This window comes from Trinickia sp. (assembly GCF_057351765.1).
This window is the reverse complement of record NZ_JBMRBK010000022.1, coordinates 144,970-171,119: the sequence shown is the minus strand read 5'-3', so window position 1 is coordinate 171,119 and position 26,150 is coordinate 144,970. Positions and strand designations below refer to the sequence as shown.

22 protein-coding genes and 1 pseudogene are annotated in these 26,150 nt (G+C 63.2%); 15 read left to right on the top strand and 8 right to left on the bottom strand.

Going from position 1 to position 26,150, the window contains the following annotated elements; translation table 11 throughout:
• Positions 1-106: 106 nt before the first annotated feature.
• A complete protein-coding gene (locus ACO1XS_RS05395) occupies positions 107-553 on the top strand; it encodes a VirK family protein (RefSeq protein ID WP_331568442.1) in 447 nt (148 codons plus the stop codon).
• Positions 554-687: 134 nt separating this feature from the next.
• Here ACO1XS_RS05395 and ACO1XS_RS05390 read toward each other — a convergent pair whose 3' ends face one another.
• The gene (locus tag ACO1XS_RS05390) at positions 688-981 is read right to left on the bottom strand and encodes a hypothetical protein (RefSeq protein WP_486390168.1); all 294 of its coding nucleotides are present in this window, start codon (positions 979-981) and stop codon (positions 688-690) included.
• Between ACO1XS_RS05390 and ACO1XS_RS05385 the strand changes: the two genes are divergently transcribed.
• The 5 genes from ACO1XS_RS05385 to ACO1XS_RS05365 all read left to right on the top strand — a co-directional run bounded on the left by ACO1XS_RS05385 (position 980) and on the right by ACO1XS_RS05365 (position 9,955).
• Positions 980-3,229, top strand: coding sequence for a hypothetical protein (locus ACO1XS_RS05385; RefSeq protein WP_486390167.1), 2,250 nt, complete (start codon positions 980-982; stop codon positions 3,227-3,229). The two genes, ACO1XS_RS05390 and ACO1XS_RS05385, sit on opposite strands and share 2 nt — an antisense overlap.
• A gap of 159 nt (positions 3,230-3,388) precedes the next feature.
• Positions 3,389-7,078 carry a hydantoinase B/oxoprolinase family protein gene (locus ACO1XS_RS05380; protein ID WP_486390166.1) on the top strand — a complete coding sequence of 1,230 codons (3,690 nt, stop codon included), beginning with the start codon at positions 3,389-3,391 and terminating at the stop codon, positions 7,076-7,078.
• Positions 7,079-7,216: 138 nt separating this feature from the next.
• Positions 7,217-7,978 (top strand): DUF969 domain-containing protein, encoded by a 762-nt coding sequence (locus ACO1XS_RS05375; protein ID WP_331568438.1) that lies wholly within the window; start codon positions 7,217-7,219, stop codon positions 7,976-7,978.
• Positions 7,975-8,925: a DUF979 domain-containing protein gene (locus tag ACO1XS_RS05370; RefSeq protein ID WP_331568437.1), complete on the top strand. Its 951-nt coding sequence runs from the start codon at positions 7,975-7,977 to the stop codon at positions 8,923-8,925. Before ACO1XS_RS05375 ends, ACO1XS_RS05370 begins: the two co-directional genes overlap by 4 nt.
• Positions 8,926-9,022: 97 nt before the next feature.
• Complete coding sequence (locus ACO1XS_RS05365; protein WP_481581546.1) at positions 9,023-9,955, top strand: LysR family transcriptional regulator; 933 nt, start codon at positions 9,023-9,025, stop codon at positions 9,953-9,955.
• Positions 9,956-9,972: 17 nt separating this feature from the next.
• Here the strand turns inward: ACO1XS_RS05365 and ACO1XS_RS05360 are convergent, their stop codons facing one another.
• Positions 9,973-10,704: a phosphatase PAP2 family protein gene (locus tag ACO1XS_RS05360; protein WP_486390165.1), complete on the bottom strand. Its 732-nt coding sequence runs from the start codon at positions 10,702-10,704 to the stop codon at positions 9,973-9,975.
• Between the two features lie 423 nt (positions 10,705-11,127).
• Here ACO1XS_RS05360 and ACO1XS_RS05355 point away from each other — a divergent pair, with 423 nt between their 5' ends.
• Positions 11,128-11,865 carry a hypothetical protein gene (locus ACO1XS_RS05355; RefSeq protein WP_486390164.1) on the top strand — a complete coding sequence of 246 codons (738 nt, stop codon included), beginning with the start codon at positions 11,128-11,130 and terminating at the stop codon, positions 11,863-11,865.
• A 63-nt stretch (positions 11,866-11,928) separates the two neighbouring features.
• On the opposite strand, the gene ACO1XS_RS05350 is transcribed toward ACO1XS_RS05355, so the two are convergent.
• Positions 11,929-13,050 carry an ABC transporter ATP-binding protein gene (locus ACO1XS_RS05350; protein WP_331567827.1) on the bottom strand — a complete coding sequence of 374 codons (1,122 nt, stop codon included), beginning with the start codon at positions 13,048-13,050 and terminating at the stop codon, positions 11,929-11,931.
• 165 nt (positions 13,051-13,215) lie between these two features.
• Between ACO1XS_RS05350 and ACO1XS_RS05345 the strand changes: the two genes are divergently transcribed.
• The 6 genes from ACO1XS_RS05345 (at position 13,216) to ACO1XS_RS05320 (ending at position 19,387) form a co-directional block, all read left to right on the top strand.
• A complete protein-coding gene (locus ACO1XS_RS05345) occupies positions 13,216-14,568 on the top strand; it encodes an ABC transporter substrate-binding protein (protein WP_486390163.1) in 1,353 nt (450 codons plus the stop codon).
• Positions 14,569-14,629: 61 nt separating this feature from the next.
• The gene (locus ACO1XS_RS05340; RefSeq protein ID WP_486390162.1) at positions 14,630-15,562 is read left to right on the top strand and encodes a carbohydrate ABC transporter permease; all 933 of its coding nucleotides are present in this window, start codon (positions 14,630-14,632) and stop codon (positions 15,560-15,562) included.
• The gene (locus ACO1XS_RS05335) at positions 15,559-16,440 is read left to right on the top strand and encodes a carbohydrate ABC transporter permease (RefSeq protein ID WP_440559554.1); all 882 of its coding nucleotides are present in this window, start codon (positions 15,559-15,561) and stop codon (positions 16,438-16,440) included. The genes ACO1XS_RS05340 and ACO1XS_RS05335 overlap by 4 nt, the downstream gene beginning before the upstream one ends.
• A 30-nt stretch (positions 16,441-16,470) precedes the next feature.
• Positions 16,471-17,451, top strand: a complete 981-nt coding sequence (locus ACO1XS_RS05330) for a sugar-binding transcriptional regulator (protein ID WP_481581553.1) — start codon at positions 16,471-16,473, stop codon at positions 17,449-17,451.
• A gap of 10 nt (positions 17,452-17,461) precedes the next feature.
• Entirely contained in the window at positions 17,462-18,208 is a 747-nt protein-coding gene (locus tag ACO1XS_RS05325) for an SDR family oxidoreductase (RefSeq protein WP_486390161.1), read from the top strand.
• A 78-nt stretch (positions 18,209-18,286) separates the two neighbouring features.
• Positions 18,287-19,387 carry an alcohol dehydrogenase catalytic domain-containing protein gene (locus tag ACO1XS_RS05320; protein WP_486390160.1) on the top strand — a complete coding sequence of 367 codons (1,101 nt, stop codon included), beginning with the start codon at positions 18,287-18,289 and terminating at the stop codon, positions 19,385-19,387.
• Here the strand turns inward: ACO1XS_RS05320 and ACO1XS_RS05315 are convergent.
• The 4 genes from ACO1XS_RS05315 to ACO1XS_RS05300 all read right to left on the bottom strand — a co-directional run bounded on the left by ACO1XS_RS05315 (position 19,347) and on the right by ACO1XS_RS05300 (position 23,825).
• Positions 19,347-20,345, bottom strand: coding sequence for an amidohydrolase family protein (locus ACO1XS_RS05315; protein ID WP_331567834.1), 999 nt, complete (start codon positions 20,343-20,345; stop codon positions 19,347-19,349). The two genes, ACO1XS_RS05320 and ACO1XS_RS05315, sit on opposite strands and share 41 nt — an antisense overlap.
• Positions 20,323-21,270, bottom strand: a complete 948-nt coding sequence (locus tag ACO1XS_RS05310; protein ID WP_486390159.1) for a YncE family protein — start codon at positions 21,268-21,270, stop codon at positions 20,323-20,325. Before ACO1XS_RS05310 ends, ACO1XS_RS05315 begins: the two co-directional genes overlap by 23 nt.
• Positions 21,271-21,359: 89 nt before the next feature.
• The gene (locus ACO1XS_RS05305; protein WP_486390158.1) at positions 21,360-22,676 is read right to left on the bottom strand and encodes an MFS transporter; all 1,317 of its coding nucleotides are present in this window, start codon (positions 22,674-22,676) and stop codon (positions 21,360-21,362) included.
• 102 nt (positions 22,677-22,778) lie between these two features.
• A complete protein-coding gene (locus ACO1XS_RS05300; protein ID WP_486390157.1) occupies positions 22,779-23,825 on the bottom strand; it encodes a 4-hydroxythreonine-4-phosphate dehydrogenase PdxA in 1,047 nt (348 codons plus the stop codon).
• A 173-nt stretch (positions 23,826-23,998) separates the two neighbouring features.
• Here ACO1XS_RS05300 and ACO1XS_RS05295 point away from each other — a divergent pair.
• Positions 23,999-24,121 (top strand): annotated as a pseudogene (locus ACO1XS_RS05295) (LysR family transcriptional regulator); the annotation flags it as partial.
• Between the two features lie 60 nt (positions 24,122-24,181).
• Here the strand turns inward: ACO1XS_RS05295 and ACO1XS_RS05290 are convergent.
• A complete protein-coding gene (locus ACO1XS_RS05290) occupies positions 24,182-25,114 on the bottom strand; it encodes a LysR family transcriptional regulator (protein WP_331567840.1) in 933 nt (310 codons plus the stop codon).
• A 186-nt stretch (positions 25,115-25,300) separates the two neighbouring features.
• On the opposite strand from ACO1XS_RS05290, the gene ACO1XS_RS05285 reads away from it, so the two are divergent.
• Positions 25,301-26,098, top strand: a complete 798-nt coding sequence (locus ACO1XS_RS05285; protein ID WP_486390156.1) for an alpha/beta fold hydrolase — start codon at positions 25,301-25,303, stop codon at positions 26,096-26,098.
• The last annotated feature ends 52 nt before the right edge of the window (positions 26,099-26,150 follow it).

The window sequence follows — 26,150 nt, the reverse complement described above, 5'->3', positions numbered from 1 at the left end:
TTTATCGAGCGCCATAAGGGATGTTTATGGTGCTTTTCTCGAGTGACGAATCTATATATATTCATCCGCGCTTCAACCACCCATTCCACCAGCCTGAGAGGGAAAGATGTCGAAATCGAAAATGACCTGGATAGCGCTGTCCATTGCCGCTGGCCTTTGGTCGACGCAAGCGTTGGCCAACCCGCAACTGTCGACGCTGGCCGACATCGAAGCGGCGCTCGAGCGAGGAGCAACCGTATCGGTGGCGGTCGATCTCACCCGGTGCGCCCCGAGCGGCAGCACGACGCGGCCCGGGACGACGCGTGGCGGGCTCAAGATCTCGTCGTACCGCATCACGCCCGACGGCACGCTGAGTTTCGCGGACGAGCATGCGAGCGTCGGACAGGACGGTTCGCCGCTGTGGCAATTCATCCGCTATCAGGTCAAACCGGATCAGACGGTCGCCTTCTCGACCGATTTGTTCTCCCTTCCGGCCTATACGCGCTTGATGCCGCAGATCACGTACGCATGCGCGATCAATCAAGGCATCGAATTCGTTACTGACCGGCACTGACGGCATAGATCGATTTCCCTATCAATAGAACTTCATAAGCGTATCCATAAAATCGTCGATCTATATTCCAAATCCTCATTTCGCTCGCTTCCAGCGCAATTCGTTCGCTGAACCGAGCGGCACGGCGATCGAGCTTATGGTTGGGCCATGACGCGTCGGGCACGGCATCCGCGTTTTTCCAGCGGGCCGCTCGACGCACGCCCCATCCATCCCTCGCCCATCGCCCCTATGAAAAGCGGAACGATTTCCACCGGTAACCCGGTCGCGTCGACGTCGACTTCGACGTCGACCGATCCGCAGACGGCTTCCGTTCGCGATACGTCCGAGCGGCTGCGCCGCGAAACGCCTGCTGTCAACGCGCAGTTCTCCGACTTGCGACCATGGCGTCGGACTTCGGCCCACATCGAGGAGAGAACCGATTCGGACATGAGCGGAGCTTCGTTTCACAGCACGGTTTCCGGTCCGTTCGACGCTCTCTTCGATACGATCTCCGATACGGTCACGCCAACGAATGCCGTCGTACCCCCGAACACCACCGCGTTCACGGGTCCGCTCGTGCACGAGGCGCAGACGAACGAAGCGCCGCCGCTTGCGCACACGCGGCGCGAACGGCTACTCGAGGACTACTTGGACGCGACGCGGCGGCCGCTCGATCGCGAACGCGCACTGACCGCGATCAAGCTGCGTTGCGCCGCGGAAGTTCACTGCGAGAAAAACGAATGGGCCCGCTTCATGCCCCGTCTGCACCGAAAGGGCGCCGCGCAGCGACGCTTCGAGGAGTTACTCGACGTACCGGTGGACGAGTTGCTCGCCGACGTGCAAGCGCACCCCAAGCACTATTCGCGCACACTGTTGACGGACCTGGCTCAGCATCATTTGCTCGCTTCGCTGAACATCGATGTCGCGCTATACAAGCAAGGTATCCACAACGCAGGCCTATACGAAGGGCTCCACAGCGTCGCGGGCCGACTGACCTCGGTCGCGGCCGCCGGCATCAGCGGCGGACTCTCGCTCGTTCCCGGTACCGAGCACGCATTGAAAGTGACGCAGAAGGTCGCCAAGATCGTTGCGCACGAATTGCCGCCCAATATCGTCAACCCGGCGCTCACGGGCACGCTTCGCTCGATCACGGACGTGAAGGAATCGTTCAAACGCGTGGGCGGACAGCCCGTCGTTGCGCCGCAAATCGAACGAAGCCCCGACATGGGGGCGATCGTCAGATCGCTCAAGGATCAGCGTCGCGAACTGGCCACGGCGGTTGCGCAGTTTCGGCAGGCGGCGCAATCGGACGAAGGCGCGCAAGCCGCCGTCGGCCCTCTGACCGATGCGTTCCTCGCGTTGCACGACACCGCGGATCGGCAGTACAGGCGCCGCATCGGCCTGAATCGCACGCAGACCTACAGCAAGGGCTGGGGAATGGCCGTGAACGGCGTAGCCGCAGCGGGCGCCGTGGTAACCGCTACCGTGCCCGTCGCCGGGCAGATTGCCGGCCCCGCGATATTGGCCGCCACGGTACCGCTGCAATGGGGGGCGGGCTACCTCGACGAACGGCGCAACAAGCATCGCTACAACCTGCGAGCGAACACCAAGTGGGGCGACTTCCTGACGGAAGGCGCCGCGCGCATCCATTTCAAGGATTTGAGGCCCGAGCATGTCTCGGAAGCGGCCCTTAGGCGGTCGTTCACGACGCAGCCCGAAGTGCAGATCGCGGCGGTTCGAGAGGTCTACGAAGATGCGCTCGGCGAATGGATCCACGAGCATGCCGAGCTCGAGCGAAAAATCCGCGCGCTGCAAGCGGGCGGGACGACGCCAGAGCGTACGCTGGCGCCGCATCGCACGCGGCTTGCGGAGTTGACGGAACGCATCGAGCTCGCCAAGCAGCACGCGGGCGATTTCGAGTCGCTGGATCCGGCACGCTGGGCCGCGATTCCCGCCGACAGCCTGATCGGCCGTTGCCTCGACGACTTGAAGCAACTCGAAAAAGCGAATCGCCGCGCGCGGCTTCGCAAGCCCGGAGAAAGCGCCCAGATCGTTCAGCGCTACGTCCAGGCCTTTCACGCGGGCGTGTCGACCGGTACGGCCCTGCCGATCATGGATGGCATCACGGCAACGGATTCGTCCTACACCACGGACGCGCACGGCCATCGCACCGGCCTCGATCCCTCCGCCGAAGCGGGCGCATTGAGTGCGGGCATTGCAGGCGGCGCAGTCTTCACTGCAGCCACGGGCGAGGTTCGCATGAGCAAGGCCGACAACAAGAAGCTGCTCTCGCAAACGCGCGTGAGCCCGCTGCAATCGCGGTTGCACGAAGCGCGCTGGGTGTTTCAGGCGGCCGGGCGGCGCGTCGACTTGCGTACGACGGCGGGCTATCGCCGGCATGTCCATTCGACGTGGGACGAACTGAGGCTCGTCGGCCGCGCCGTCGGCCATGGCCTCGTCAGCGGACCGGTCGGTCTGGCCAACCTCGTGCGCGCGAAGTGGTGGCCCCGCGGACAACTGCGCCAAGCCAAAACCCAGCTGCGCGACGCGCTCGACGCCATGACGCAGGCCGGAGTGCCGCGCAACGAAGCGGTGCCGCGAGCCAACACGCTGTCGGCCATGAAAGACGAGTTATACGACTACCCCGCGGTGCGCCGCCATCTAGGCGTCGATGGCACGGACAGGCCCGCTGCATAAGGCTCCGGCGGGTATCTATTTTTCTTATACGGTGGATTTATTTTTCTGCCTGGACTGACCGGGTTGGCTCCTTCGACAATCCACCCGACAAACAATGGCCGGCGATGCGCCCACACCCAGCAACCGGCGGCCATCCATCGTGGACGGAGAGTCGAGGTCATGGAAGTGAAATCGCAAGCAAACCAAGAGAACGCGGCAACCGGCGTCGGCGCCGCGCGAGAGACCACCCCAAGCGACGGCCGGTGGCAATTCTGGGTCGATCGGGGAGGCACGTTCACCGATATCGTCGCGCGCCAACCGAACGGCGAGCTCATCACACACAAGCTGCTTTCGGAAAATCCCGATCGCTATCGCGATGCGGTCGTCCAGGGCATCCGCGATTTGCTCGGCATCGAAGCGGGTGCCCCGCTGCCGCAGGACAAGATCGAAGTCGTCAAGATGGGCACGACGGTGGCGACCAATGCATTGCTCGAACGCAAAGGCGCTCGCACGCTGCTCGCGATCACGCGCGGCTTTGCGGACCAATTGCGCATCGGCTATCAGGAACGCCCCGACATCTTCGCGCGGCATATCGAGCTGCCGGCGCAAATGTACGAACGCGTGGTGGAGATCGACGAGCGGATCGATGCGCAAGGCACGGTGCTGCGCCAGCTCGACGAAGTGGCCACGCGTGCGGCGTTGAGCGCCGCGCGCGAAGCCGGCATCAGCTCGATTGCCATCGTATTGATGCACGGCTACCGCTTCCACAAGCATGAACTTCGCGTCGCCGCCATCGCCAGCGAATGCGGCTTTACGCAAATCTCCGTCAGCCATCAAGTCAGCCCGCTCATGAAGCTCGTCGGCCGTGGCGACACCACGGTCGTCGATGCCTATTTGTCGCCCGTGCTGCGCGATTACGTCGATCGCGTCACGCAGCATACGGGCTCCGTGCGGCTCATGTTCATGCAGTCGAGCGGCGGCCTCGTCGACGCTTCGCGCTTTCGCGGCAAGGACGCGATCCTGTCCGGCCCCGCGGGCGGCATCGTCGGCGCGGTCAAGACTTGCGAAGCCGTGGGCGAACAGAAGGTCATCGGCTTCGACATGGGCGGCACCTCGACCGACGTCGCGCACTACGACGGCGCGTACGAGCGCGTATTCGAAACGCAGGTTGCCGGCGTTCGCGTGCGCGCGCCGATGATGGACATCCATACGGTCGCGGCCGGCGGCGGCTCGATCTGCAGCTTCGAGAACGGACGCTTCAAGGTCGGCCCCGAATCGGCCGGCGCTTATCCGGGTCCGGCGAGCTACCGCAACGGCGGCCCGCTGACGGTGACCGATTGCAACGTCATGCTCGGCCGCGTGCAGGCGGAGCATTTCCCGCACGTGTTCGGACCGGACGGCGATTTGCCGCTCGACGTCGAAGTCGTGCGCCGGAAGTTCGCCGATCTCGCGCAACAAGTCGAACGCGAAACGGGCCGCTCGATGAGCCCGCAAGCCGTCGCCGAGGGGTTCCTCACGGTGGCCGTCGACAACATGGCGCAGGCGATCAAGACCATCTCCGTCGAACGCGGGCATGACGTATCCGACTACGCGCTGTGCGCGTTCGGCGGCGCGGGCGGCCAGCACGCCTGCGAGGTGGCCGACGCGCTCGGCATGAAACGCATCGTGCTGCATCCGTTCGCGGGCGTGCTGTCCGCATTCGGCATGGGCCTCGCGGACCTGCGCGTGCTGCGCGAACGTGCCGTCGAAACGGTACTCGAAGAAGCCGCGCTGCCCGAGTTGCGCGGGTTCTACAACGCGCTCGAAACCGAAGCGCTCGAAGAACTGGTGGCACAGCGCATCCCGAGCGATCGCACACGCGTGACGCGGGCCGTGCGGCTCAAGTACCAGAACACCGATTCCACGCTCGAAGTGCCGTTCGGCCACGAAGCCGAGATGGTGCTGGCGTTCGAAACGCTGCATCGCAAGCGCTACGGCTTCGTCATGCAGGCCAAGGCGCTCGTCGTGGAATCGGTCGTCGTCGAGGCCGTCGGCCTGACGGAGACCGATACCAACGCGCTGACCATGGTCTCGCGCCGCGCCGCGAGCGCTCCGCAAACCGATGCGCGCGCAACGATGTTCGTCGGCGGGCGCGAACTGCAGGTTCCGCTTCACGCGCGCAAGGCAATCGCGTTGGGCGACCGGCTCGAAGGCCCTGCCCTCATCACCGAGGACATTTCGACGATCGTGCTGCAACCGGGCTGGTCGGCGAGCCTGCTCGAAGACGGCACGCTGCGTCTCGAGCGCAACGATCAGGCGCAGGCCGGCGCCGCGGCAGCGACGACCGCGATCACGACCGCGCGGCATCCCGTTCATCTCGAGATCTTCAACAACATCTTCATGTCGATCGCCCAGCAAATGGGCGTGACGCTCGAGAAAACGTCGTACTCGGTCAACATGAAAGAGCGGCTCGACTTCTCGTGCGCCATCTTCGACCGGGCGGGCGGCCTCATCGCGAACGCGCCGCATATCCCGGTTCACCTCGGGTCGATGAGCGACAGCGTGCTCAGCGTCATTCGCGAGCACGGCGCGACGATGAAGCGCGGCGACGTCTTCATGCTCAACGTCCCGTACAACGGCGGCACGCACTTGCCTGACATCACCGTCGTCATGCCCGTTTATGGCGAGCGTGCCGAGCTGCTCTTTTACGTGGCCGCACGCGGGCACCACGGCGATGTCGGCGGTATCACGCCGGGTTCGATGCCGCCGAACAGCACGCGCATCGAAGAAGAAGGCGTCCTGCTCGATAACGTCAAGATCGTCGACGAGGGTACCTTCCTCGAGGGACCGGTGCGTGGGCTCTTCAACGAGGGCCCCTACCCGAGCCGCAACGTCGATCAGAACATCGCCGACCTGACCGCGCAAATCGCCGCCTGCGAGTGCGGTGCGGCCGAGCTGCTGCGTGCGGTCAAGCGCTATGGTGCCGATGTCGTGCTCGCCTACATGGGGCACGTGCAGGACAACGCCGAAGAAGCGGTCCGCAACGCCATCGCAACGCTCCATGACGGCGAATTCGCCTATGAGATGGACGACGGGGCCGCGATCCGCGTCAAGGTGACGATCGATCACGAGCGGCGTCAGGCCCGCGTGGATTTCACCGGCACGAGCGAGCAGCGCAAGACGAACTTCAACGCGCCCTGCTCGGTCTGCAAGGCCGCCGTACTCTACGTGTTCCGCACCTTGCTGACCGACGATATCCCGATGAACGAAGGCGTCTTGCGTCCGATCGAAATCGTGATTCCACAAGGGTCGATGCTGAACCCGGTGTACCCTGCCGCTGTCGTGGCCGGCAACGTGGAGGTGTCGCAATCGATCACCGATGCGCTTTACGGTGCGCTCGAGGTCATGGCTGCCTCGCAAGGCACGATGAACAACTTCACGTTCGGCGACGAATCTCATCAGTACTATGAGACGATCGCTGGCGGCTCGGGCGCGGGGCGGGCTCATCCGGGCACCTCGGTGGTGCAAACGCACATGACGAACTCGCGGATGACCGATCCGGAAGTGATCGAGTGGCGCTTCCCCGTCATCGTCGAGCAGCATGCGATTCGGTTGGGCAGCGGTGGCGCCGGGCTGCAATCGGGCGGCGACGGCGCGGTGCGCAGAATCCGCTTCCGGCGTGCGATGACGGCGAACATCCTCGCGAACCGCCGTCGCGTCCCGCCGTTCGGTCTGGCGGGTGGAGAAGCCGGTGGCGTCGGCCGCAACTGGATCGAACGCGCCAACGGCGAAATCGATCACTTCGGCGCAACGCATACGGCAACGGTCAATCCTGGCGACGTGTTCGTCATCGAAACGCCGGGAGGTGGCGGCTTCGGCCGCGCTGCATAATTCCAACAATACAAGCGCGAGTCGGGGCCTGTTCGGAGGGCGGCATTAAACGAACAGGCCCCGGTCAACGCGCCATACCGGGGCCCCGCGTGAGAACGCGCGGGACCTTGTCCATTCGCTGCTACGGAGGAGCACCCCATGCAACATGCAGTCAATCTATACCCACTTGTCGGTGTGGCTGTAATCGTTATCGGCTTTCTATTGCGTTTCAATCCCATGTTGATCGTGGCGGCATCGGCCATCGTCACCGGGCTTGCCGCGCACTTCCCCATCGACCATATCCTCGCCGCGATCGGTAGCGGCTTCGTCAAGACACGCGTGATTTCGCTGATCATTTTGCTGCCGCTCGCGGTGGTCGGTCTGCTGGAACGGCACGGGCTGCGCGAACGCGCGCAGATCTGGATCTCGGGTATTCGCGCCGCAACGCCCGGCCGTTTGCTGATCGCCTACCTGTTCGTGCGCGAAATCACGGCGGCGCTCGGGTTGACCGGGCTCGGCGGTCATGCGCAGATGGTGCGCCCGCTCATCGCACCGATGACGGAAGGCGCGGCGGAGGCTCGCCACGGCAAGCTGAGCGATGCGGTTCGCTACCGGCTGCGCGCGTTCGCAGCGGCGTGCGACAACGTCGGTCTGTTCTTCGGCGAGGACGTGTTCGTGGCCTTCGGCGCCATCGTGCTGATGGTGACGTTCCTGAAGGAGGCCGGCATCGTCGTCGAGCCGATGCACGTCGCCGTTTGGGGCATGCCGACCGCGCTGTCTGCGTTCCTGATTCAAAGTTTCCGCCTGTACCGGCTGGATCGTTGGCTCGCTCGCAATCTCGGTAGCAAGCAGCCCACCGACGCTCGTCAAGGCACCGGTTCCGAAGAAGTCGCCGCGAAGGCCCAAGGAGAAAACGCATGATCGTCTCGCTCAACGTATTCTTCTGGCTCGTCGGGATCGTGCTGTTCGTCATCGGCGGCATCATCGTCAGCGACCGCTCACATCCGAAGCGCTTCCTCGCAGGCGGCTTCTGGATCGTCTGCGGCGTGATTTTTCTGGCCGGCGACCGCTTGCCCGCCGATGTCGTCGGCGTACTCGTGATTCTGATGGCGATCGTCGCCGGTATCGGCGGCGTCACACGTGCCAAACCCCAGATGCGCCCCGAGGAAGCGCGCCGCGCCAGTGCGATCCGGCTCGGCAACAAGCTCTTCATGCCGGCGCTCACGATTCCGCTCGTCACCGTCATCGGCACGCTGCTCGCGCCGAAGCTCGTCTTCGGCGGTGTCGCGCTGATCGACCCCAAGAATGCGACGCTCGCATCGTTCGGAATCGGTTGCGTCATCGCGTTGATCTTTGCCTGTGCGCTGACGCGCGATTCGGTCGGACAGTCGGTGAAGGAAGCGCGCCGCCTCGTCGACGCCCTTTCCTGGGCCGTCGTGCTTCCGCAATTGCTCGGCATGCTGGGGCTGGTGTTTGCCGATGCCGGGATGGGCAAGGCCGTCGCGCATCTGATCACCGCCTACGTGAACCTCGATTACCGCCTGGTTGCCGTGGCCGTCTACTGCGTGGGCATGGCGCTGTTCACGGTCATCATGGGCAACGGCTTCGCGGCGTTCCCCGTCATGACCGGCGGCGTCGCCCTGCCGGTGCTGATCGGCGTTTTCCATGGCAATCCCGCACCGATTGCGGCGATCGGGATGTTCTCGGGTTATTGCGGAACGCTCTTGACGCCGATGGCGGCAAACTACAACATCGTGCCGGCCGCGCTGCTCGAGCTGCCCGATAAATACGGCGTCATTCGAGCACAGGTACCGACGGCGATCGCATTGTTGATCGTCAATATCGTGCTTTTGAATGCGTTCATGTGATGTCTGAAGCTCTATATCGAGATTGACAGCGCGCAAGGGCCGGATTGCCGAGGCAATTCCGGCCCTTCGCTCATTCGGTTTGATGGCGGAGTGCAAAGTGAATCTCAAGTTCCTCGAAACGTTCATCTGGGTCGCGAAGCTGCACAGCTTCAGCCTCGCGGCGGACAAGCTCCATTCGACGCAGGCCGCCATTTCGAGCCGCATATCGGTTCTCGAACAGGAACTCGGCTCCAAGCTCTTCAAGCGGGATCCGAAAGGTGTCACGCTCACGCGCGCCGGCGAGCGCGTGCTGCAACATGCCGAGCAGGTGAGCCGATCCATGGCCGAGCTCTATGCCTCGTTGCAAGACGAGAACCTCGCTGCCGGCACGATCCGGATTGGCGCGATGGATAGCGCGATTCATTCGTGGTTCGTCGATTTCGTCGCCGACGCGATGCACCACTACCCCAACCTCGATATCGAAGTCACGTCGGACACTGCGCTCAACCTGAACGAACAGCTGCGCCGCGGAACATTGGACCTCGTGATTCAGACCGACATGATCCGCGACGAGACGATCCGCAGTGTGGAGCTGCTCGAACTGCCGGTGTCGTGGATTGCGGCGGCCGGATCGAACATGCAGCCCATGCAAGCGGACGAAACGATGACCGCCGCGTTGCGCCGGCTCGGCGCCGAGCGTCTCATCACGTACTCACGCCACTCGCGTCCGCACCAGGATTTGCTGCGGCTCATGCAGTCATATGGCGTCGCCGAGGCGCGCGTGAGTTGCGTAAACTCCCTGGCCGCGATGATTCAATTGACGCGCACCGGGTTCGGTGTGGCGGCGATGCCCCCGGCACTCGTGGCCGACCTGCTGGAAAAAGGCGTGCTTCGCCGGCTCGATGGGCTCGAAACCCCGCCGCCGCTACCGTTCGTGATTGCCTGGCGTACGGGCACGAATCGCGCTGAAAATCTCGTCGACATCGCCGCGCAAACGGTTCGCAAGTTTGCCGAGCGAGTAGGCGAAGGTGCGGCGCGTCTCATCGTTTGATCGGCATTGCCATCGGCTCACGACGTTTCGAGGTAGTGCTCCGAGAAGAAGTGCGCGATGACTCGGAACTCGTCGAACTGCGTGGCCAGCTCGAAGCTCAGTAAGAACGCCAACGCGAAAAACGGTCCGGGCCATCGTCGTGCCATCGCAAGCACGGGTTTCGCGGCGATCGAGCGTACCGGCCGCACACTCATGACGCCGGCGAGCAGGACCCCAAGCAGCCCACCCACGATCACATCGCTCGGATAATGCAGCCCGAGATAGATGCGCGGCAACCCGATCAGCACGGCGGTATGAATGAACGCATAGATGCCGAGCCATCTCGACGCCAAAAAGATGCCCATTGAAATCGCGCACCAAAGCATCGCATGGTCGCTTGGAAATGCGCTCCATGTGCGCGGCAACAACTGATCGACTTTCGTGACGGGATACAAGCCCTGCAAAGCCGGCTCGTAGACCGGACGCAGCCGAAACGGCAGGTAATGCGCGAGCAGCCGTCCCGCGAGGAATGCAACGAAACCGCTCACGATCGCGATGACTACCAGTTCGCGGTCGCGCCGCCGAATGGCGATCTCGTCCCGCGATGTCGCGCGGTAATGTCTGAACCAGATCCACCAGAGCAACGCCACGAGCAGCGTGCCCTTGAACAAGTACATCTTCGAGATCGCGTCGACGATATGAGCGACCGATTGCGAATGCACCGTGTAATGGCTCATCGCTTCGATCAACGGACGATCGAATGCGTTCATACCTCTCCCTTTTCAAGCACGCCCTTTCCTGCCGGGTCTGGCGCAACGTCGCTAGGCTAGCGCACACATCGCGGTCGAACCGCGCGCTACCGATCATAAAATCGTCATAGGAGTCGCATGCGAGGAACATGGCTTGCTGCCGCGGGCGGCTGCTCGCGCCGGCAAACGCGGTCCTTGCGCACGCAATCGAATGCAATATGAAAGAAACGGGAAGGATAAATGAATGCGCCCGGACCATTGGGCGAGAAGCATGCTTGCCGAGGCGATCGGCTCGCTCGCTTCGGTATGCGAGCGACGGGAGAAAAATCTGAGAATGCCGCGGAAGGCGGTAATTCGGTCCTAGACCACCCCGCATAGTCGATGATTCAGCGCGGCTGGCGCGTAGTTTGAAGCACTCATTCCCAATTGCATTGGAGGCACAAATTGAAATGGAACGATGTGGCTATCCTTCTACTGGATCCGGCCGATGGAACGATCCGCGAATGCGCAAATGCCTGGAAAAAGCGCTACGGAATTTCGCGCGACCGAAGCTTCAGCGTCCCCTTTGCGCGCACTCACCGCCGCGCGGGCGAGATACTCCCGGGATACAAGCGTCTTGAAGCGGGTTCGTTGTCTTTCAGCAATCTCACGACCAAGCTGATCGTGGTCAGCCACGGCTGCCCCCAAGGGTTGTTCCTCGGCAGAACGTTGCTGGGCGCCCCGGACGTTGCGTACCAGCTGGCCGGGTGGGGTTTGACGAGCGCCGGTCTGCTGGCATTTCGCGGGTGCCTGCTCGGAAAGGCCAACTTTCTCGACAGGCTCGTCCCGTCGCTCTCGCATGCAAACATCGAAGCCGGCTGGCTCCTCGGTTACAAACGCGAAGCCATCTCCCTCGGGATCGATCCGGGTTGGCTCGAGACCCCGCGCCTGCTTATCGATACGCAGCTCAACGGGAAGCACGAAGGATGTCACCATCCGATGGCCACTGAACGCCGAGCGCCGCCACGCGTCGCGGCGCACGAGGGAATCGGCTTCTTCGACCGGCTGCTTCGTGAAGCCACCGGGGGCCGCTCCAAGCTGCCTGACGAGCAGCGCGTCAAAGTCGTTCAAGGCAACCGGGTCGTGGTGCCGCCCAACGGGTCGAGTCCACGGTACCCCGCCTACCTCGAAACGCTCGTCTGACGGCAACGGCCGGCCGCGCCCGTGGCACGCTCGGGCGTTCGCCGGCCATGCCGAATTGACGTCTCACGCGGCGGCCTGCTCGGCCATCGAGCGCGTATTGACGAGTGCCCGGCCGTCTTGCGCGAACAGATGCACATGGCGAATCGCAAAGCCTGCCGCAATGCGTTGGCCCTCCACGGCCTTGGACTCACCCGAACCCTTGAGCTGAATCGTTCGATCGTCCGCCAGACGCAGATGCAGCAGCGTTTCTCCGCCAAGATGCTCGATGACCATCACTTCACCCGCGAACGCACCCTCTGCGCCCGCCATGTCCTGTTCGAGCAGATGCTCGGGGCGAATGCCGAGCGTCAACGTTTCGCCGGCGCGCACGCCGTTAGCATCGAAAGGCAACGCCAGCGACGCGCCGCCCGGCAGTTCCACCGCGACACTGCGGCCTTCGGCGGAAACCACGCGCACATCGAGGAAATTCATCTTGGGCGAGCCGATGAAACCGGCCACGAAGCGGTTACGCGGCTGGCGATAAAGCTCGAGCGGCGAGCCGATTTGCTCGACCAGGCCATGGTTGAGCACGACGATGCGGTCCGCCATCGTCATGGCTTCGGTCTGATCGTGCGTGACGTAGATCATCGTTGCGTTCAACTGCTTGTGCAGCTTGATCAGCTCGAGCCGCATCTGCACCCGCAGCGCAGCATCGAGGTTCGAGAGCGGTTCGTCGAAAAGAAAGACCTTCGGCTCGCGCACGATGGCGCGCCCGATCGCCACGCGCTGACGCTGCCCACCCGAGAGCGCGCGCGGGCGGCGTTCGAGTAGCTGTCCGATCTGCAAAATCTCCGCCGCGCGACGCACGCGACGCTCGATCTCGTCCTTCGGTAACTTGAGCATACGCAGGCCAAACGCGATGTTCTCGTACACCGACATATGCGGATAGAGGGCGTACGACTGAAACACCATGGCGACACCACGTTGCGAGGGCTCGAGGTCCGTCACGTCCTCCTCGCCGATAAGCACGCGGCCCGAATCGACCGCCTCCAGCCCGGCGATGGTGCGAAGCAGCGTGGACTTGCCGCATCCCGAAGGCCCCACGAACACGAGAAACTCGCGGTCCGCGACTTCGATGTCGATGCCCTTCAGCACTTCCGTAGCGCCGAACGTCTTGCGGATTGCCTGCAACTGAACTGCACTCATGCGTGTCTCCCGCGGTCCAGATCCGTACCGGAATCGCCGCACCGCATCACGAACTTCGAATCGAATTCTTCTTGACAAGTGCCTCGGGTCAAAATATACATTTGTAAAACTGAAATTACAAGTGTATCGCACGAGGCGAGCACACTACATCCCAGGAGACAGGCAATGAACAAACGCTTCCTTCGGCCGAAGGCCTCGACGTTGTTGCTGGCGACCGCTTCGCTCTTCGCCGCGGCGAACACCTATGCGTGGACGCTGAAGGAAGCGGCGGCACCGTACTCGGGTACGACGATCAACGCAATCTTTCTCGATCGTCCCGGGTACAAGGCCGCGGCCCAGCTGATTCCCGAGTTCGAGAAGGAAACGGGCATCAAGGTCAAGTTCGAGACGATTCCCTACGAGAGCACGCGCGAGCGCGAAGTGCTGAACTTCGCGAGCGGCGGCGCGCAAGACGTGGTGCTTGTCGACGTGGTGTGGATCGGCGAGTTCGCGAACAACAAATGGCTCGCACCGATCAAGAAATTCACGGACGACCCGAAGCTGGCGGACCCGAATCTGAACCTGAAGGGCTTTTTCCCGATTCTGCTCGATTCGTTCGGCACCTGGAACAAGGTCACCTATGGGTTGCCGTTCGATAACTATTCCGGGCTCATGTTCTACAACAAGTGCATGCTCAAGGACGCCGGGTTCGATACGCCGCCGAAGACTTGGGATGAGCTGCTGAACACCTACGCACCCAAGCTGACCCACCCGGACAAGAACCAATACGCGTTCGCGCTGCAATCGCGCCGCGGCGAGACGCAATCGGCCGACAGCTTCATGCGCGTGCTATGGCCGAACGGCGGCTCGCTACTCGATGCGAAGTTCAAGTCCAATTTGCTTTCGCCGCAATCGCAGGCCGGCCTCGAGTACCGCCAGAAGCTGATGAAGTACATGCCGCCCGGCATCGTCGACTTCGACCACGCGGAAGCCGTCAATGCGCTCGCCCAAGGGCGCGTTGCGATGATCACCGAGTGGTCGGCGTTCTATCCCACGCTGACCGATCCGTCGAAATCGAAGATCGGCAACTGCCTGGCGATCACTACCGAACCGCGCGGTCCGGCCGGCCTGAAGCCTGCATTGGGCGGTTTTTCGCTCGCCGTCAACGCGAAGTCGAACGCGAAAAAACAGGCGGCAGCGTGGCTGTTCATTCAATGGATCACGTCCGAGCAGATGGCCAAACCGTACCTCGAAGCGGGCGGCGTGCCGGCTCGCATGGCCGTCTATCAGGACAAAGCCGTGCAGGACAAATATCCGTTCGTGAAGCCGATGGTCGAATCGTGGCAAGGCGGCGTGCCTGACTATCGTCCCCGTTTCCCCGAGTGGCCGGCCATTTCCGAAATCATCGCCGAGTGGGGCACGAAGATGATGCTGGGCCAGGTCTCCGTCAAGGACGGCGCGAAGACGATCGGCGACAAGATGGATGCGATCCTCGCCAAGGACGGCTACTACGACGGCAAAAAACCCTTGTTGAAATAAGGCCGAACCGCATGCGGCGCGCGCAACGAGCACAACGATGCCAGACCCGAGGAGCCAGACGATGAAGACGACCGTGCCAGGCACCACGGCACGAACGAGATCAGCGGCCGCGCGCTTGCGGCTGTGGCCGCGCTCGCCGGCCTTCTGGTTTCTGTTCCCGGCCATCTTCGCGCTGGCTGCGATCGGCGTCTATCCGCTGCTCGTTGCGCTCTATAACTCGTTTCATCAATACAAGCTCGCCGATGTCGAATCAGGCACCCCGTTTGTCGGACTCGACAATTACGTGGCGACGCTCACCGATCCGTCGTTCTGGCAAGCGCTCGGCCGCACCGTGCTGTTCTTATGCCTGACACTGCCGATCGAAGTGGGCATCGGCCTTTTCGCAGCGCTGATGCTGCATCGCAGCGGCCTCGCGTGGATGCGGGCCGCGGCCCGCGTGAGTCTCGTCATTCCGATGGCGACGACGTATGCCGTCGTCGGCCTGATCGGCCGGCTCATCTTCAATCGGCAATTCGGCGTCGCCAACTATTTGCTGAGCTTTTTCGGGGTGCCGCCGCTCGACTGGCTCGCCGATCCGACGCTTGCCTATGTCTCGGTGATGATCATGGACATCTGGCAGTGGGCGCCATTTTGCGCGCTGATCTTTCTCGCAGGCCTGGCGATGGTGCCCAAAGAGGCCGAGGAAGCCGCACGGCTCGAAACGCCGAGGTGGAGCATGATTCTCTGGCACCTGCAGCGGCCTTACCTGCTGCCCGGTCTCACCGCCATCATGATCCTGCGTTCCGCGGACATGCTGAAGATGTTCGATGCCGTCTTCACGATGACGCGCGGCGGACCGGGCTCAGCCACCGAATTCATCAGCGTCTACATCCAGCGCATCGGCTTCAGGCTCTTCGATCAAGGCATGGCATCGGCGCAGGCCATGCTGCTGCTGATTCTCACGATCGTTCTTTCGCGTCTTTATATCCGCTTCGTCTATCGGGAGGCCGCTTGAACACGACACCGACGACGCTCGATTCCAGCCGTGTCACGCTGCGCGCGCGTCGCGCCCGCCTCGCACGTCAGCGCGCGGGCGCCGGCCATTTTTTCGGCCTCCTGATCGTTTTTCTGTCTTCGGTATTCCCGTTCTACTGGATGGTGACCACGAGCCTGAAACACCAGGCCGATGCCCTCGCCTATCCCCCGCACTGGATCTTTACGCCGACGCTCGACCATTACATCGATGCGCTCTTTCAGCACGACGTAGCCGGCAGCCTAGTCAACTCGCTGCTCATCGCGAGCAGTACAACCGTGCTCTCGATCCTGCTCGGCACGCCGGCCGCCTATGCACTCGCGCGCTACGAATTTCGCGGCAAGGAAGACCTGTGGTTCTGGTTCATCTCGAACCGGATGGTGAGCCCGGTCGTGCTGGCGGTGCCGTTCTTTCTGATTGCGACGAAGCTCGACCTCGTCGATACGCATATCGTGCTGATCCTGCTTTACCTGACGTTCTCGCTGCCGATCGTGGTCTGGATCTGCACGGATCAATTCCGCAATATTCCCGTCGAGCTCGACGAAGCGGCACGCCTCGACGGCGCCTCGCCGTGGCGCGTGTTCTGGCGGATCAACCTGCCCCTCGCGATGCCGGGCATCGTCGTGTCGGCCATTTTCGCGTTCATCTTTTCCTGGAACGACCTGCTCTATGCGCTCGTGCTGACACGCTCCGACGCGGTGACGTCGCCCGTTGCCGCGACGAGCTATATGAGCGGATATGAGCTGCCGTGGGGCGAGATCATGGCAACCGGCACGCTCATCGTGCTGCCGATGGTCGTGTTCGCACTGCTCGTCTCGGGCCGGCTCGTGCAAGGCCTTACCATGGGCGCGGTCAAATAACGCCATTCACCTCGACGCACCGCACTGCCCATGAGTAAGACAGACACCCCCGCGCCGGCAAGCGCCGACGACGAATCGATAGACAGCGAAGAAGAGCTGCAAGCGCGCGTCGCCTGGCATTACTACGTCGGCAACCTCACGCAGCAGGAAATCGCGCAGCGCATCGGCAGCAACCGCGTGCGTGTGAACCGCCTGCTTGCCGCCAGCCGCGAATCGGGTCTCGTGCAGATCACGATCAACAGCCGCATCGCGCCGTGCGTGTCACTCGAAGCGGCGCTCGCCGCGCGTTTCGGGCTGACCGATGCAATCGTCGTGCCGACCGGTCTCACGCACGAGGCGAACATGGCCGCGCTGGGTATCGGTGCGGCCGCCTATTTTTGCAAGCAGATCGAGCCCGGGCATACGATCGGGCTTGGCTGGGGCCGCACGATTCGCGCCGTCTTGCGCGCGATGCCGCAACGGGCTTACGGACCGATCTCCGCGGTCTCCCTGCAAGGCGGCCTGTCGCACTGTCCAAGCATCAATACCTTCGATATCGTCTCGGACTTCGCGAATCTCTGCCACGCGGACGGCTACCTGTTCGCCGCGCCGATCTATGTCAGCAGCCAGAAGGCGCGCGATGTGATCCTGCAGGAGGAGACGGTACGCGAGACCTATGAGCTTGCCCGCGGCGCCGATCTCGCGCTGCTGACGGTCGGCGATCTGACCGAGTCGCTCGTCATCACTTACGGCATCAACAACCCCGACGATCTGCGCACGCTGCGCAAGGCCGGCGCCGTGGGCGACATGCTCGGCCACTTCATGGACGAGAACGGCAAGCTGATCGACCATCCATTGAACCGCCGTACCGTGGCCATTGCGCTCGACGATCTGCGCGGCATCAAGCGCGTCGTGCTCGTGAGCGGCGGCGCCAAGAAGTTTTCCGTGACGCGCGCGGCGTTGCGCGGCGGCTACGTCTCGGTCCTCGTCACCGACGAGGACTCGGCGCGACGGCTGATCGACGAACCATGAGGGCGACGACATGACAGCGCTCGACAGAAGCCGCGAGTTCGCGGGCAAGACCGTGCTCGTGACGGGTGCCGGAAAAGGTATCGGCGAAGCCACGGCCCGCCTGATGGCCGCGCGCGGCGCGCGCGTCATTGCCGCGAGCCGCACGCGCAGCGATCTCGAAGCGCTTGCCGCGGCGATCGGCTGCGAGACCGTCTGCGTCGATCTGGCCGATGCCGATGCGGCACGTGCCGCGGCGCAAGCGGCGCAGCCTGTCGATCTGCTCGTCAACAACGCCGGGATGGTAGAGCTTCAGCCGTTTCTCGATACCACCGTCGACGCGTTCGACACCACGATGGCGGTCAACGTCCGCGCGCCGATGATCGTCGCGCAGGTCTGCGCGCGCAGCATGATCGAGCGCGGTGTGCCGGGCGCGATCGTCAACGTGTCGAGCATCTCCGCGATGATCGGGCTACCGCTGCATGCGGCGTACTGCGCCTCGAAGGCCGCGCTCGACGGTCTCACGCGCGTCATGGCCGTCGAGCTCGGTGCGCATGGCATTCGCGTGAATGCGATCAACCCCGTCGTCACCCTCACCCCGATGGCTGAAAAAGCGTGGAGCGATCCCGCGAAATCCGCGCCGATGCTCGCGCGTATTCCGCTCGATCGATTCGTGCAACCCGACGAGGTCGCTCGCTCCATCGCGTATTTGCTCGGTGACGATGCCGCGATGGTGAGCGGCACTAGCCTCGCCGTGGACGGAGGCTTTCTGGCGGGATGAAGAAAGCCCGGCCAGACGCCATGCACCAAACGATGAATCAGGACTCCTAACCGTTTTGATATGCCGAGAGCAAACATCATGAGCGAATCGAATGCCCCAGATCAGATGACCGCAATCGTCTGCCATGCCCCGAAGGATTACCGCGTCGAACGGGTGGCGCGGCCGCAGCCGGGGCCCAATGAACTCGTCATCCGCATTGCCGCGTGCGGCGTGTGCGCGAGCGACTGCAAATGCTACTCGGGCGCCAAGATGTTCTGGGGCGGCCCGAGCCCCTGGGTGAAGGCGCCCGTCATTCCGGGGCACGAGTTTTTCGGTTACGTGGAGGCGTTGGGCGACGGTGCGGCCGAGCACTTCGGCGTCGCCGCGGGCGATCGCGTGATCGCCGAACAGATCGTGCCTTGCGGGAAATGCCGTTATTGCAAATCGGGCCAATACTGGATGTGCGAAATCCATAACATCTTCGGCTTTCAGCGCGAGGTGGCCGACGGCGGCATGGCCGAATATATGCGCATTCCGCCCACCGCGATCGTGCACAAGATTCCTCTTGGCATTTCGCTCGAGGACGCGGCCATCATCGAACCGCTCGCTTGCGCGATTCATACCGTCAATCGCGGCGATATCCAGCTCGACGATGTCGTCGTCATTGCCGGTGCGGGGCCGCTCGGCTTGATGATGGTGCAAGTCGCGCATTTGAAGACCCCGAAAAAGCTCGTGGTCATCGATCTCGTCGACGATCGGCTCGCGCTTGCGCGCGAATACGGGGCCGATATCACGATCAATCCGACGCGCGAAGACGCGCTCGCCATCGTTCGGTCGATCACCGATCAATACGGCTGCGATGTCTACATCGAGACGACCGGCTCGCCTTCAGGGGTTACGCAGGGCCTGGATCTGATCCGCAAGCTCGGGCGATTCGTCGAGTTTTCCGTATTCGGCGCCGATGCCAGCGTGGACTGGTCGATCATCGGCGATCGTAAGGAACTCGATGTGCGCGGCGCGCATCTGGGCCCCTACTGCTACCCCATTGCCATCGACCTGCTGGCGCGCGGGCTCGTCACATCGAAGGGTATCGTCACGCACGGTTTCGCGCTCGAAGAGTGGGACGAAGCAATCAAGGTGGCCAATTCGCTCGATTCGATCAAGGTGCTGATGCGGCCGAGGCATGGCGCGGCGGGTTGAGGTCGAGCTGGTAGATTCGGGCCGCGTTGTCATGCCAGACTGCGCGGCGCGCGCACTCGTCGAGTCCCATGTCCGCCAGCGCGGCGGCGAAGGTCGACACGAGTGCCGGGTAGGCGATGCGCAGCCCCGCCACCGGAAAGTTGCTCGCGAACATGCACCGCTCGACGCCGAACGTCTCGATCGTGTCCCGTATGATCCGCCGGTTTTCCATCTCGTTCCATCCCGAATTCCGCAATCCGAATTCCGACAACTTCACCGAGACGCGCGGGTGCGCGGCCAGCGCCGCCATGCCGCGCCGCCAACGCGCGAGGCCCCCTTCAGTTCGATCCCACGGCAATCCGGCATGTTCGAGCATCACATCGAGTGCGGGCGCGTCTGCCAATCGAGCGGCCGCTTCTTCCAGATGCCAGAACGGCACGCGCAAGTCCCACCCTAGTCCGTGGGAGCGCAGCCGTTCGAGGGCACGCGGCCATCGCGGATCGTTCAGTGTGCCCGGACCGCGGATCCTCTCGGCGGGCATGGCCGACGTGAGAGGCTTGAAGCGCACGGCGCGCACGAGCGGATAGCGAGCCTGCTCGGCGATGCGCTCGCCGGCATCGTCGGCCAGCAGGTCGACCCATGCGACAACGGCCGATGGAAGGCCGTGCCGCGCCGCGACTTCGTGCAGCCAACGCGTCTCCGCGAGCGCGTCGGCGCGTGCGCATTCCGCTTCCACGTGCACGCTTGCCACAATGGGCGCACCGCAGGCCGCGCGGCGAAACTCTTCCGCGCCGAAGTCGCGGCGCAACGCATCGTACGGGCCGAGCATGAAGTGCTCCGCGTCATACGCCTCCTGCAGCCACGGATAACTGAGGTCGCCGCCGAGTCGCCATAGATGATGGTGTGCGTCGACGATCGCATCGGGCAGACCCGGCCGTGCGTCGTCCATAGGCCGGTCAGCGGTTGCCTGCGAGCACATACGATGCGTCCGGCTCGCGCAGCGTCGGCATTTCGCCGATGAACCGCCAGCTCGTCATGTCTAGTTCGCGGACGTGATCGTCCTGGAACGAGATATAAGCCGCTCGTCGCGAAGGATGGAACGACAGCGCGGTCGGGTTCGCCGGCAGCGCGATCCGCTCGATTTCCTCGAGCTGCGTTGCGTCGAAAACCGAAACCGATCGATCTCCCGAATTGGTCAGCAGCAGGAGGTCGCGGCCATCCTGTGCGGTCGTGCGGTAGATGCGATTCGGATCGCTGCGCGTTTTCACACGGCGCCCGCAGGTCATCGTTTCGGTGTCGATTGCAACGAGCGTGTCATCGCCGCGGTTCGCGACGTAAAGCGTGCGCTCGTCGCTCGACAACGCATTGCCCTCGGGGCGCGGCCCCGGCATCACGGATCGCGGTGTAACCGTTGCATCGCGCGGATGAAACCGCGTGACCGTGTTCGACAGCAGATGGACTCCGTATGCACTGTTCGCTTCGCGCGTCAGCGTCACCAGGTGCGTCTTCACGCCGCCCGACGGCACCGCCATGTTCGGCACGTCCTGATCGCCGGGACGATCGAAGATGAGCAGCATGTCGTTTGCCTCGCTCATCGCATACAGGCGCCCCTCGCTGTCGCTCGCCATGCCGTGCGGCCGAAAGTACGGCCATAGATCGAGCATGCGCGTGAGTCTGCGCTCTCCCAGATCGATTTCGGCAATCCGGTGATCGCCCTGCTCGCCGCGCGTCCACGCGGTTTCGATCCCGAAGATGCCGACGTACGCATGGCGACCGCTCGCAGCCACTGTGAACTCGTGGGGAAAAGCCGGCAGGACGATATGCTTGAGCGCCGTTTTCGTTTCGAGATCGTAGAAGCTGAACGTATGGGCACATTTTTGCACCAGCAGCAGGATATCGTTCATGGTGAAGCCTTGTCCTCAGGTGATTGCGTCGCGGCCGCACGCATGAGCGCGGCGCCGCGGTATCGATCGTATCGGGGCCCAGACTTGCGTCACGCTTCGCAGCGCTTCGGCAGCGCCATCGAGAGCAAGCCGGCGATCGCCAGCGTCACCGCCAGGCTGTACACGCCGGCGGCCGAGCTGAGGTGCTGGGTGAGCACACCCACCGCATAGGGCCCGCAAAAACCGCCCAGATTACCCAATGCGTTGATCAGGCCGCGTGCGCCGCCCGCCGTTTCGCGGGTGCACAGCTTGGGCAGAATTGCCCAGAATACGCCCGCCGCGGCTTGGAGAAAGAACCCGCAGCCGACGAGGAACGCAAAGGAAACGGACATCGTCGATCGTGTCAGTACCGACAGCGCGAGGCAGGCCGCGAAGCCGACAAGCGGAAGCAGCACGAACAGACGCCGTTTGCCGGTCAGATCGGACAGGTACGACGTTGCGAACATGCCCACGATCATCGCGATATAAGGCAGCATCGCGAGTAGCCCCACCTTGCCCATGCCCGTATGCATAAGGTTCTTCAGCAGCGTGGGGAGCCACATCGTGTAGCCGTAGATGCCGAACTGGTAGCAGAAGTTGACCGCGATCAGCAGCCAGATCGTCGGATTGCCCATCACCTTTCGAAACGACGTCGAAGGCAACGCGCCCGCGCTCTCGGCGCTTTCGCGTTCGGCGCGCAGCGCGTCGAGAATGTATGCCTTTTCGCGCGGCGAGATCCAGCGGGCCGTCTCGGGGCCGTCGTCGGCAAACAGCAGCCAGACACCGAGGAACAGCAGCGACAGCGCGCCCGTGCTGAAGAACAGATGGCGCCAGTCGTATGTCGCCAGGAGGTAACCCGACAACGGCGCGGTGATCATGCCGGCGAGCGGCACGAACATGATGACCATGGCGTTGGCGCGTCCGCGTTCCCGATCGGGGAACCAGTTGCAGACCATCGTCAGCACGACCGGCAACATGCCGCCCTCCGCAACACCGAGCAGGAAACGTAGCGTCAGCAGCTCCCATGTGTGCGTGACGAGCCCCGTCATCCCCGAGAGCGCGGCCCAACTGACGAGCGACCATGCGATGAACTTCTTGCCCCCGCCAAGTGCCGCGCGATAGCCACCGGGGATTTGCAGGAACAGGTAGCCGAAAAAGAAGATCCCGCCGGCAAGACCGGCCATCGTCGCGTCCATGCCAAGCTCGGCGTTCATCCCGCCAGGCAGCGCGAAGGCGATGTTCACGCGGTCCATGTACGAGATGACGCAAGCGAGCAGCAGCGGCGGAATCACGCGCAGCCAGCGGCGACGCGGCATCGCGGCATCGGCTTCATAGGCCGCGTTCTCGGCAGGGTTGGCCGTGCTATCGGCCGGGTTCAACGAATTCATTGTCTGTCTCCTGTACTACGTCATGTCTTTTTGTCAGCGGCGCCGTTCGGCGCATCGATCGGCGTCAAGTACCGCAGGTCGTGGGTTCGTGGTCGCCCTCGATCAATCCACGACAGCCGATTGCCGATGCGCCGCTCCCATGCGGCATGCGATCTGAAACGCCTGCCACATCGCGCCGACATCGGCGCGGCCGCACCCAGCGATGTCGTATGCCGTGCCGTGCGCCGGCGTCGTGATGGGCACCGGCAATCCGCCTTGAACGGTGACGCCTCGGGAGAAGCCCATGAGCTTGATCGCGATCTGGCCTTGATCGTGGTACATCGTGACGATCGCGTGATATTCGCCGGCCTGTGCCTTGAGGAAGATCGTGTCCGCGGGGAACGGGCCATGAAACGGCGTCTCGGTCGGCCAACTACGCGCTTGCAATGCACGTACGGCGGGACCGATGATCTCGAGTTCCTCACGACCGCACACGCCGCCGTCGCCGCCGTGCGGATTGAATGCGGCGATGGCGACTTTCGGTGCGGCGATGCCGTTCGCGAATAAGGACCGGTAAATGAGCTCGGCCGCCTGCGTGATGCGCTCGATGCTCAGATAGCTGGCCGCGTCTTTCAGCGGGACATGCGAGGAGATACGCGCCGTCCACAGATCGCCGAGCGTATTGAACTCGCAGAAGTAGTGCCGCACACCCAGGTATTCCGCGAAGTGGTGCAACTCGTCCTCGTGGGCCAGCCCGCCTAGCTTCATCGCATGTTTGTTGAGCGGTGCAAAGCAGATCGCATCGACGACACCCGCAAGCGTCGCGTCCATGCACTGATCCAGCACTCGCAGCACCGAAGCGCCGCCGACGGCGCGCGCTTCGCCGTAAACCACTTCGGCTCGGTCGACGGTATCGATAGCGACCAATGCGGAGCGCGACGTCGAAGTGCGAAGACGTGCATCGGCAAGCGAGGCGATAGGGTCGACTTCCACTTGGACACCCGCGACGCGCTGGCCTTCCTGCCAGAGCCATCGGTCTCCAATGAGCACGATGTTCGCGCGTGAGGTCGCGTCCGGGCGCGCCAGCAGTTTCGCGATCAACTCTGGGCCGATACCGGCCGGATCGCCCAATGTCAGAGCGACGACGGGCAGATGCGCAGCGCTCGTCATGCCGCAACCTCTGATACGCTCGCCCGTGACTTCGGGGCGGGGTGTTCGATCGTCATCCGTTGATCTCCTTGAAAACTGGCCGCGTGGCGCGGAGGCGCGATTCAGGGTTGATCCTAGGTAGACGCTCTACTTCCGTAAATTGAAAACTATTGATGAATTGATAGCCACAGGTAATCAGTTGGGGCGCCATCGACGGAGGCGATTCCACCCCTCAACTGCTGAACCGCCTTCGGATGCGGCAGATAGCGCCGCTGCTCGCCGTCGAGGAATGCGCCACGCTACGCGGCGCCGCCGAGCCCAACGCCGAGCACGGGCTCGCTGCGGTGATCGATCATGCGTTCCGTCACAAGCTGACTTCATACGGCGGCATCGTGCGCCGCGATCGCGAGCGACCGGCGCCAATGGCCGGCTTCCTGGCGCAAGTAGCGCCAGAGGCGTTCGGCAATCGGGCCATGCGCGCGATCGTGGCGTCGCGCCGCGACCACCTCCTCCGTTGCGCCGGGTAAATAGCGTCCGGCGATCGACCGCAGCTTGCCCTCTTGCAGTTCGTTCTCTATCAGAAAGCGCGGCAGATGTCCCCAGCCGAGGCCTTGCAGGATGATCTCCTTTTTCATCGATTGATCGGCCACCGTACATCGATGCGCGCCTTCGATCGTGAAGTATTCCTGCTGCGGAGTATGTCGCGCCGTGTCGCGCATCACGCACTGCGTCAGCTCGCGTAGCTGCTCGGGCCGCAGCGCGCGCGGCAAAGGCTCCGGAAGCACACCGGGCGCGATGACCGGTACGAATTGCACCTTGCACAAATCGATCCATTCGATGCGGGCATCCGTCTTGTCGATGCGATGAACGATCAAGTCGGCGTCTGCGTCGAGCAGCCTTTCGATGGGACCGCCCACCGTTTCGAAATGCAGGTTGAGCCGTGTGCCCGGATAGCGGCTGAAAAATCCACCGAGCAATGCAAGCACGGCCTCGCGCGGACAGACATCGCCGATCACGATGTCGAGCTCGCTTTCCTCACCCATCGCCAATTGCGTCGCGTATTGACGCAATGTTTCGAATTCGCGCAGCAGCGGCTGCGCGCGCCGATGAAACGCTCGTCCCGCGGCGCTGAGGCGGACACGGTATCCGCTGCGATCGAACAGTGCGACATCCAGTTGGCGTTCGAGCCGCGCCACCGCGGCGAAGACGGCCGGATGCGAGCGGTTCAGTTGCGTCGCGGCGGCTTGAAAACCGCCCGCTTCAATGACCGCGTTGAAACATTGCAAATCGTGCAGTGTGAACTCGTACATGTCGATGCTGTTCCCTGATCGAAATGACATTACAAAGATGTTCCGAACTTTGTAATATCTTTTCACACTCTCCGCAACTAGGCTCTCTTCGACGGCAATGTTTGCCGCAGCGCTGCACCGTGCTCGAGACGCTGGAACGCATGCTCGGGCAGCGATCACGGTCACTTACTCGAAGGAGCTTTTACGATGGAAGAACGATCCTTTCTTACGCTCGGCGACGGCACGCGGGTCGCTTATCGCCTCGACGGCCAACCGCACTCCCCGGTGTTGGTGTTATCGAACTCGATCGGGACCGCGCTGGAGATGTGGACGGACGACGTTCCGGAGTTAGCCGAGCATTTTCGTGTGCTTCGATACGACATGCGCGGTCACGGCGCATCCGATGTGCCGGCCGGTGCCTATTCGCTGCCACGGCTCGGCCGCGACGTCGTGGAGATGATGGACAAGCTCGGGATCGAACGCGCGCATTTCCTCGGGCTTTCGCTCGGCGGATTCGTCGGCCAGTGGCTTGGCATTCATGTGCCCGAGCGCATCGATCGTCTGGTGCTGAGCAATACCTCGGCTTATTTGGGGCCTGCCGAGCAGATCGATGCGCGCATCGCGTCGGTGCGCGAGCCCGCCAATATCGCCGAGACGGCCGAGACATTCCTGCGCAACTGGTTTCCCTCATCGATGCTGAACGACCGCGAACCGGCTGTCGAAAAGTTCCGGCAGGTGCTGCTCGCGATGAATCCGCACGGCATCGCCGCCTCGTTGGCTGCGGTGCGGGATGCGGACTTGCGCAGGACCGTGGCGCTCATCGAACGGCCGACGCTCGTCATTACAGGGCGCGACGATACCGTCACCGCGGCGAGCCATGGCGAGGCGATCGCCGCAACGATTCCGGGCGCGCAGCTCGTCGCTCTGCCCACCGTACATCTGCCGAATATCGAGCGTCCACGGGAGTTCCGCGACGCGGTGCTGACTTTCCTGTTGCAGCGCTGAGGCACGGGTATTCCGGGCGTATGCCGAACCGCACGCGTCATGCGCCTAAACG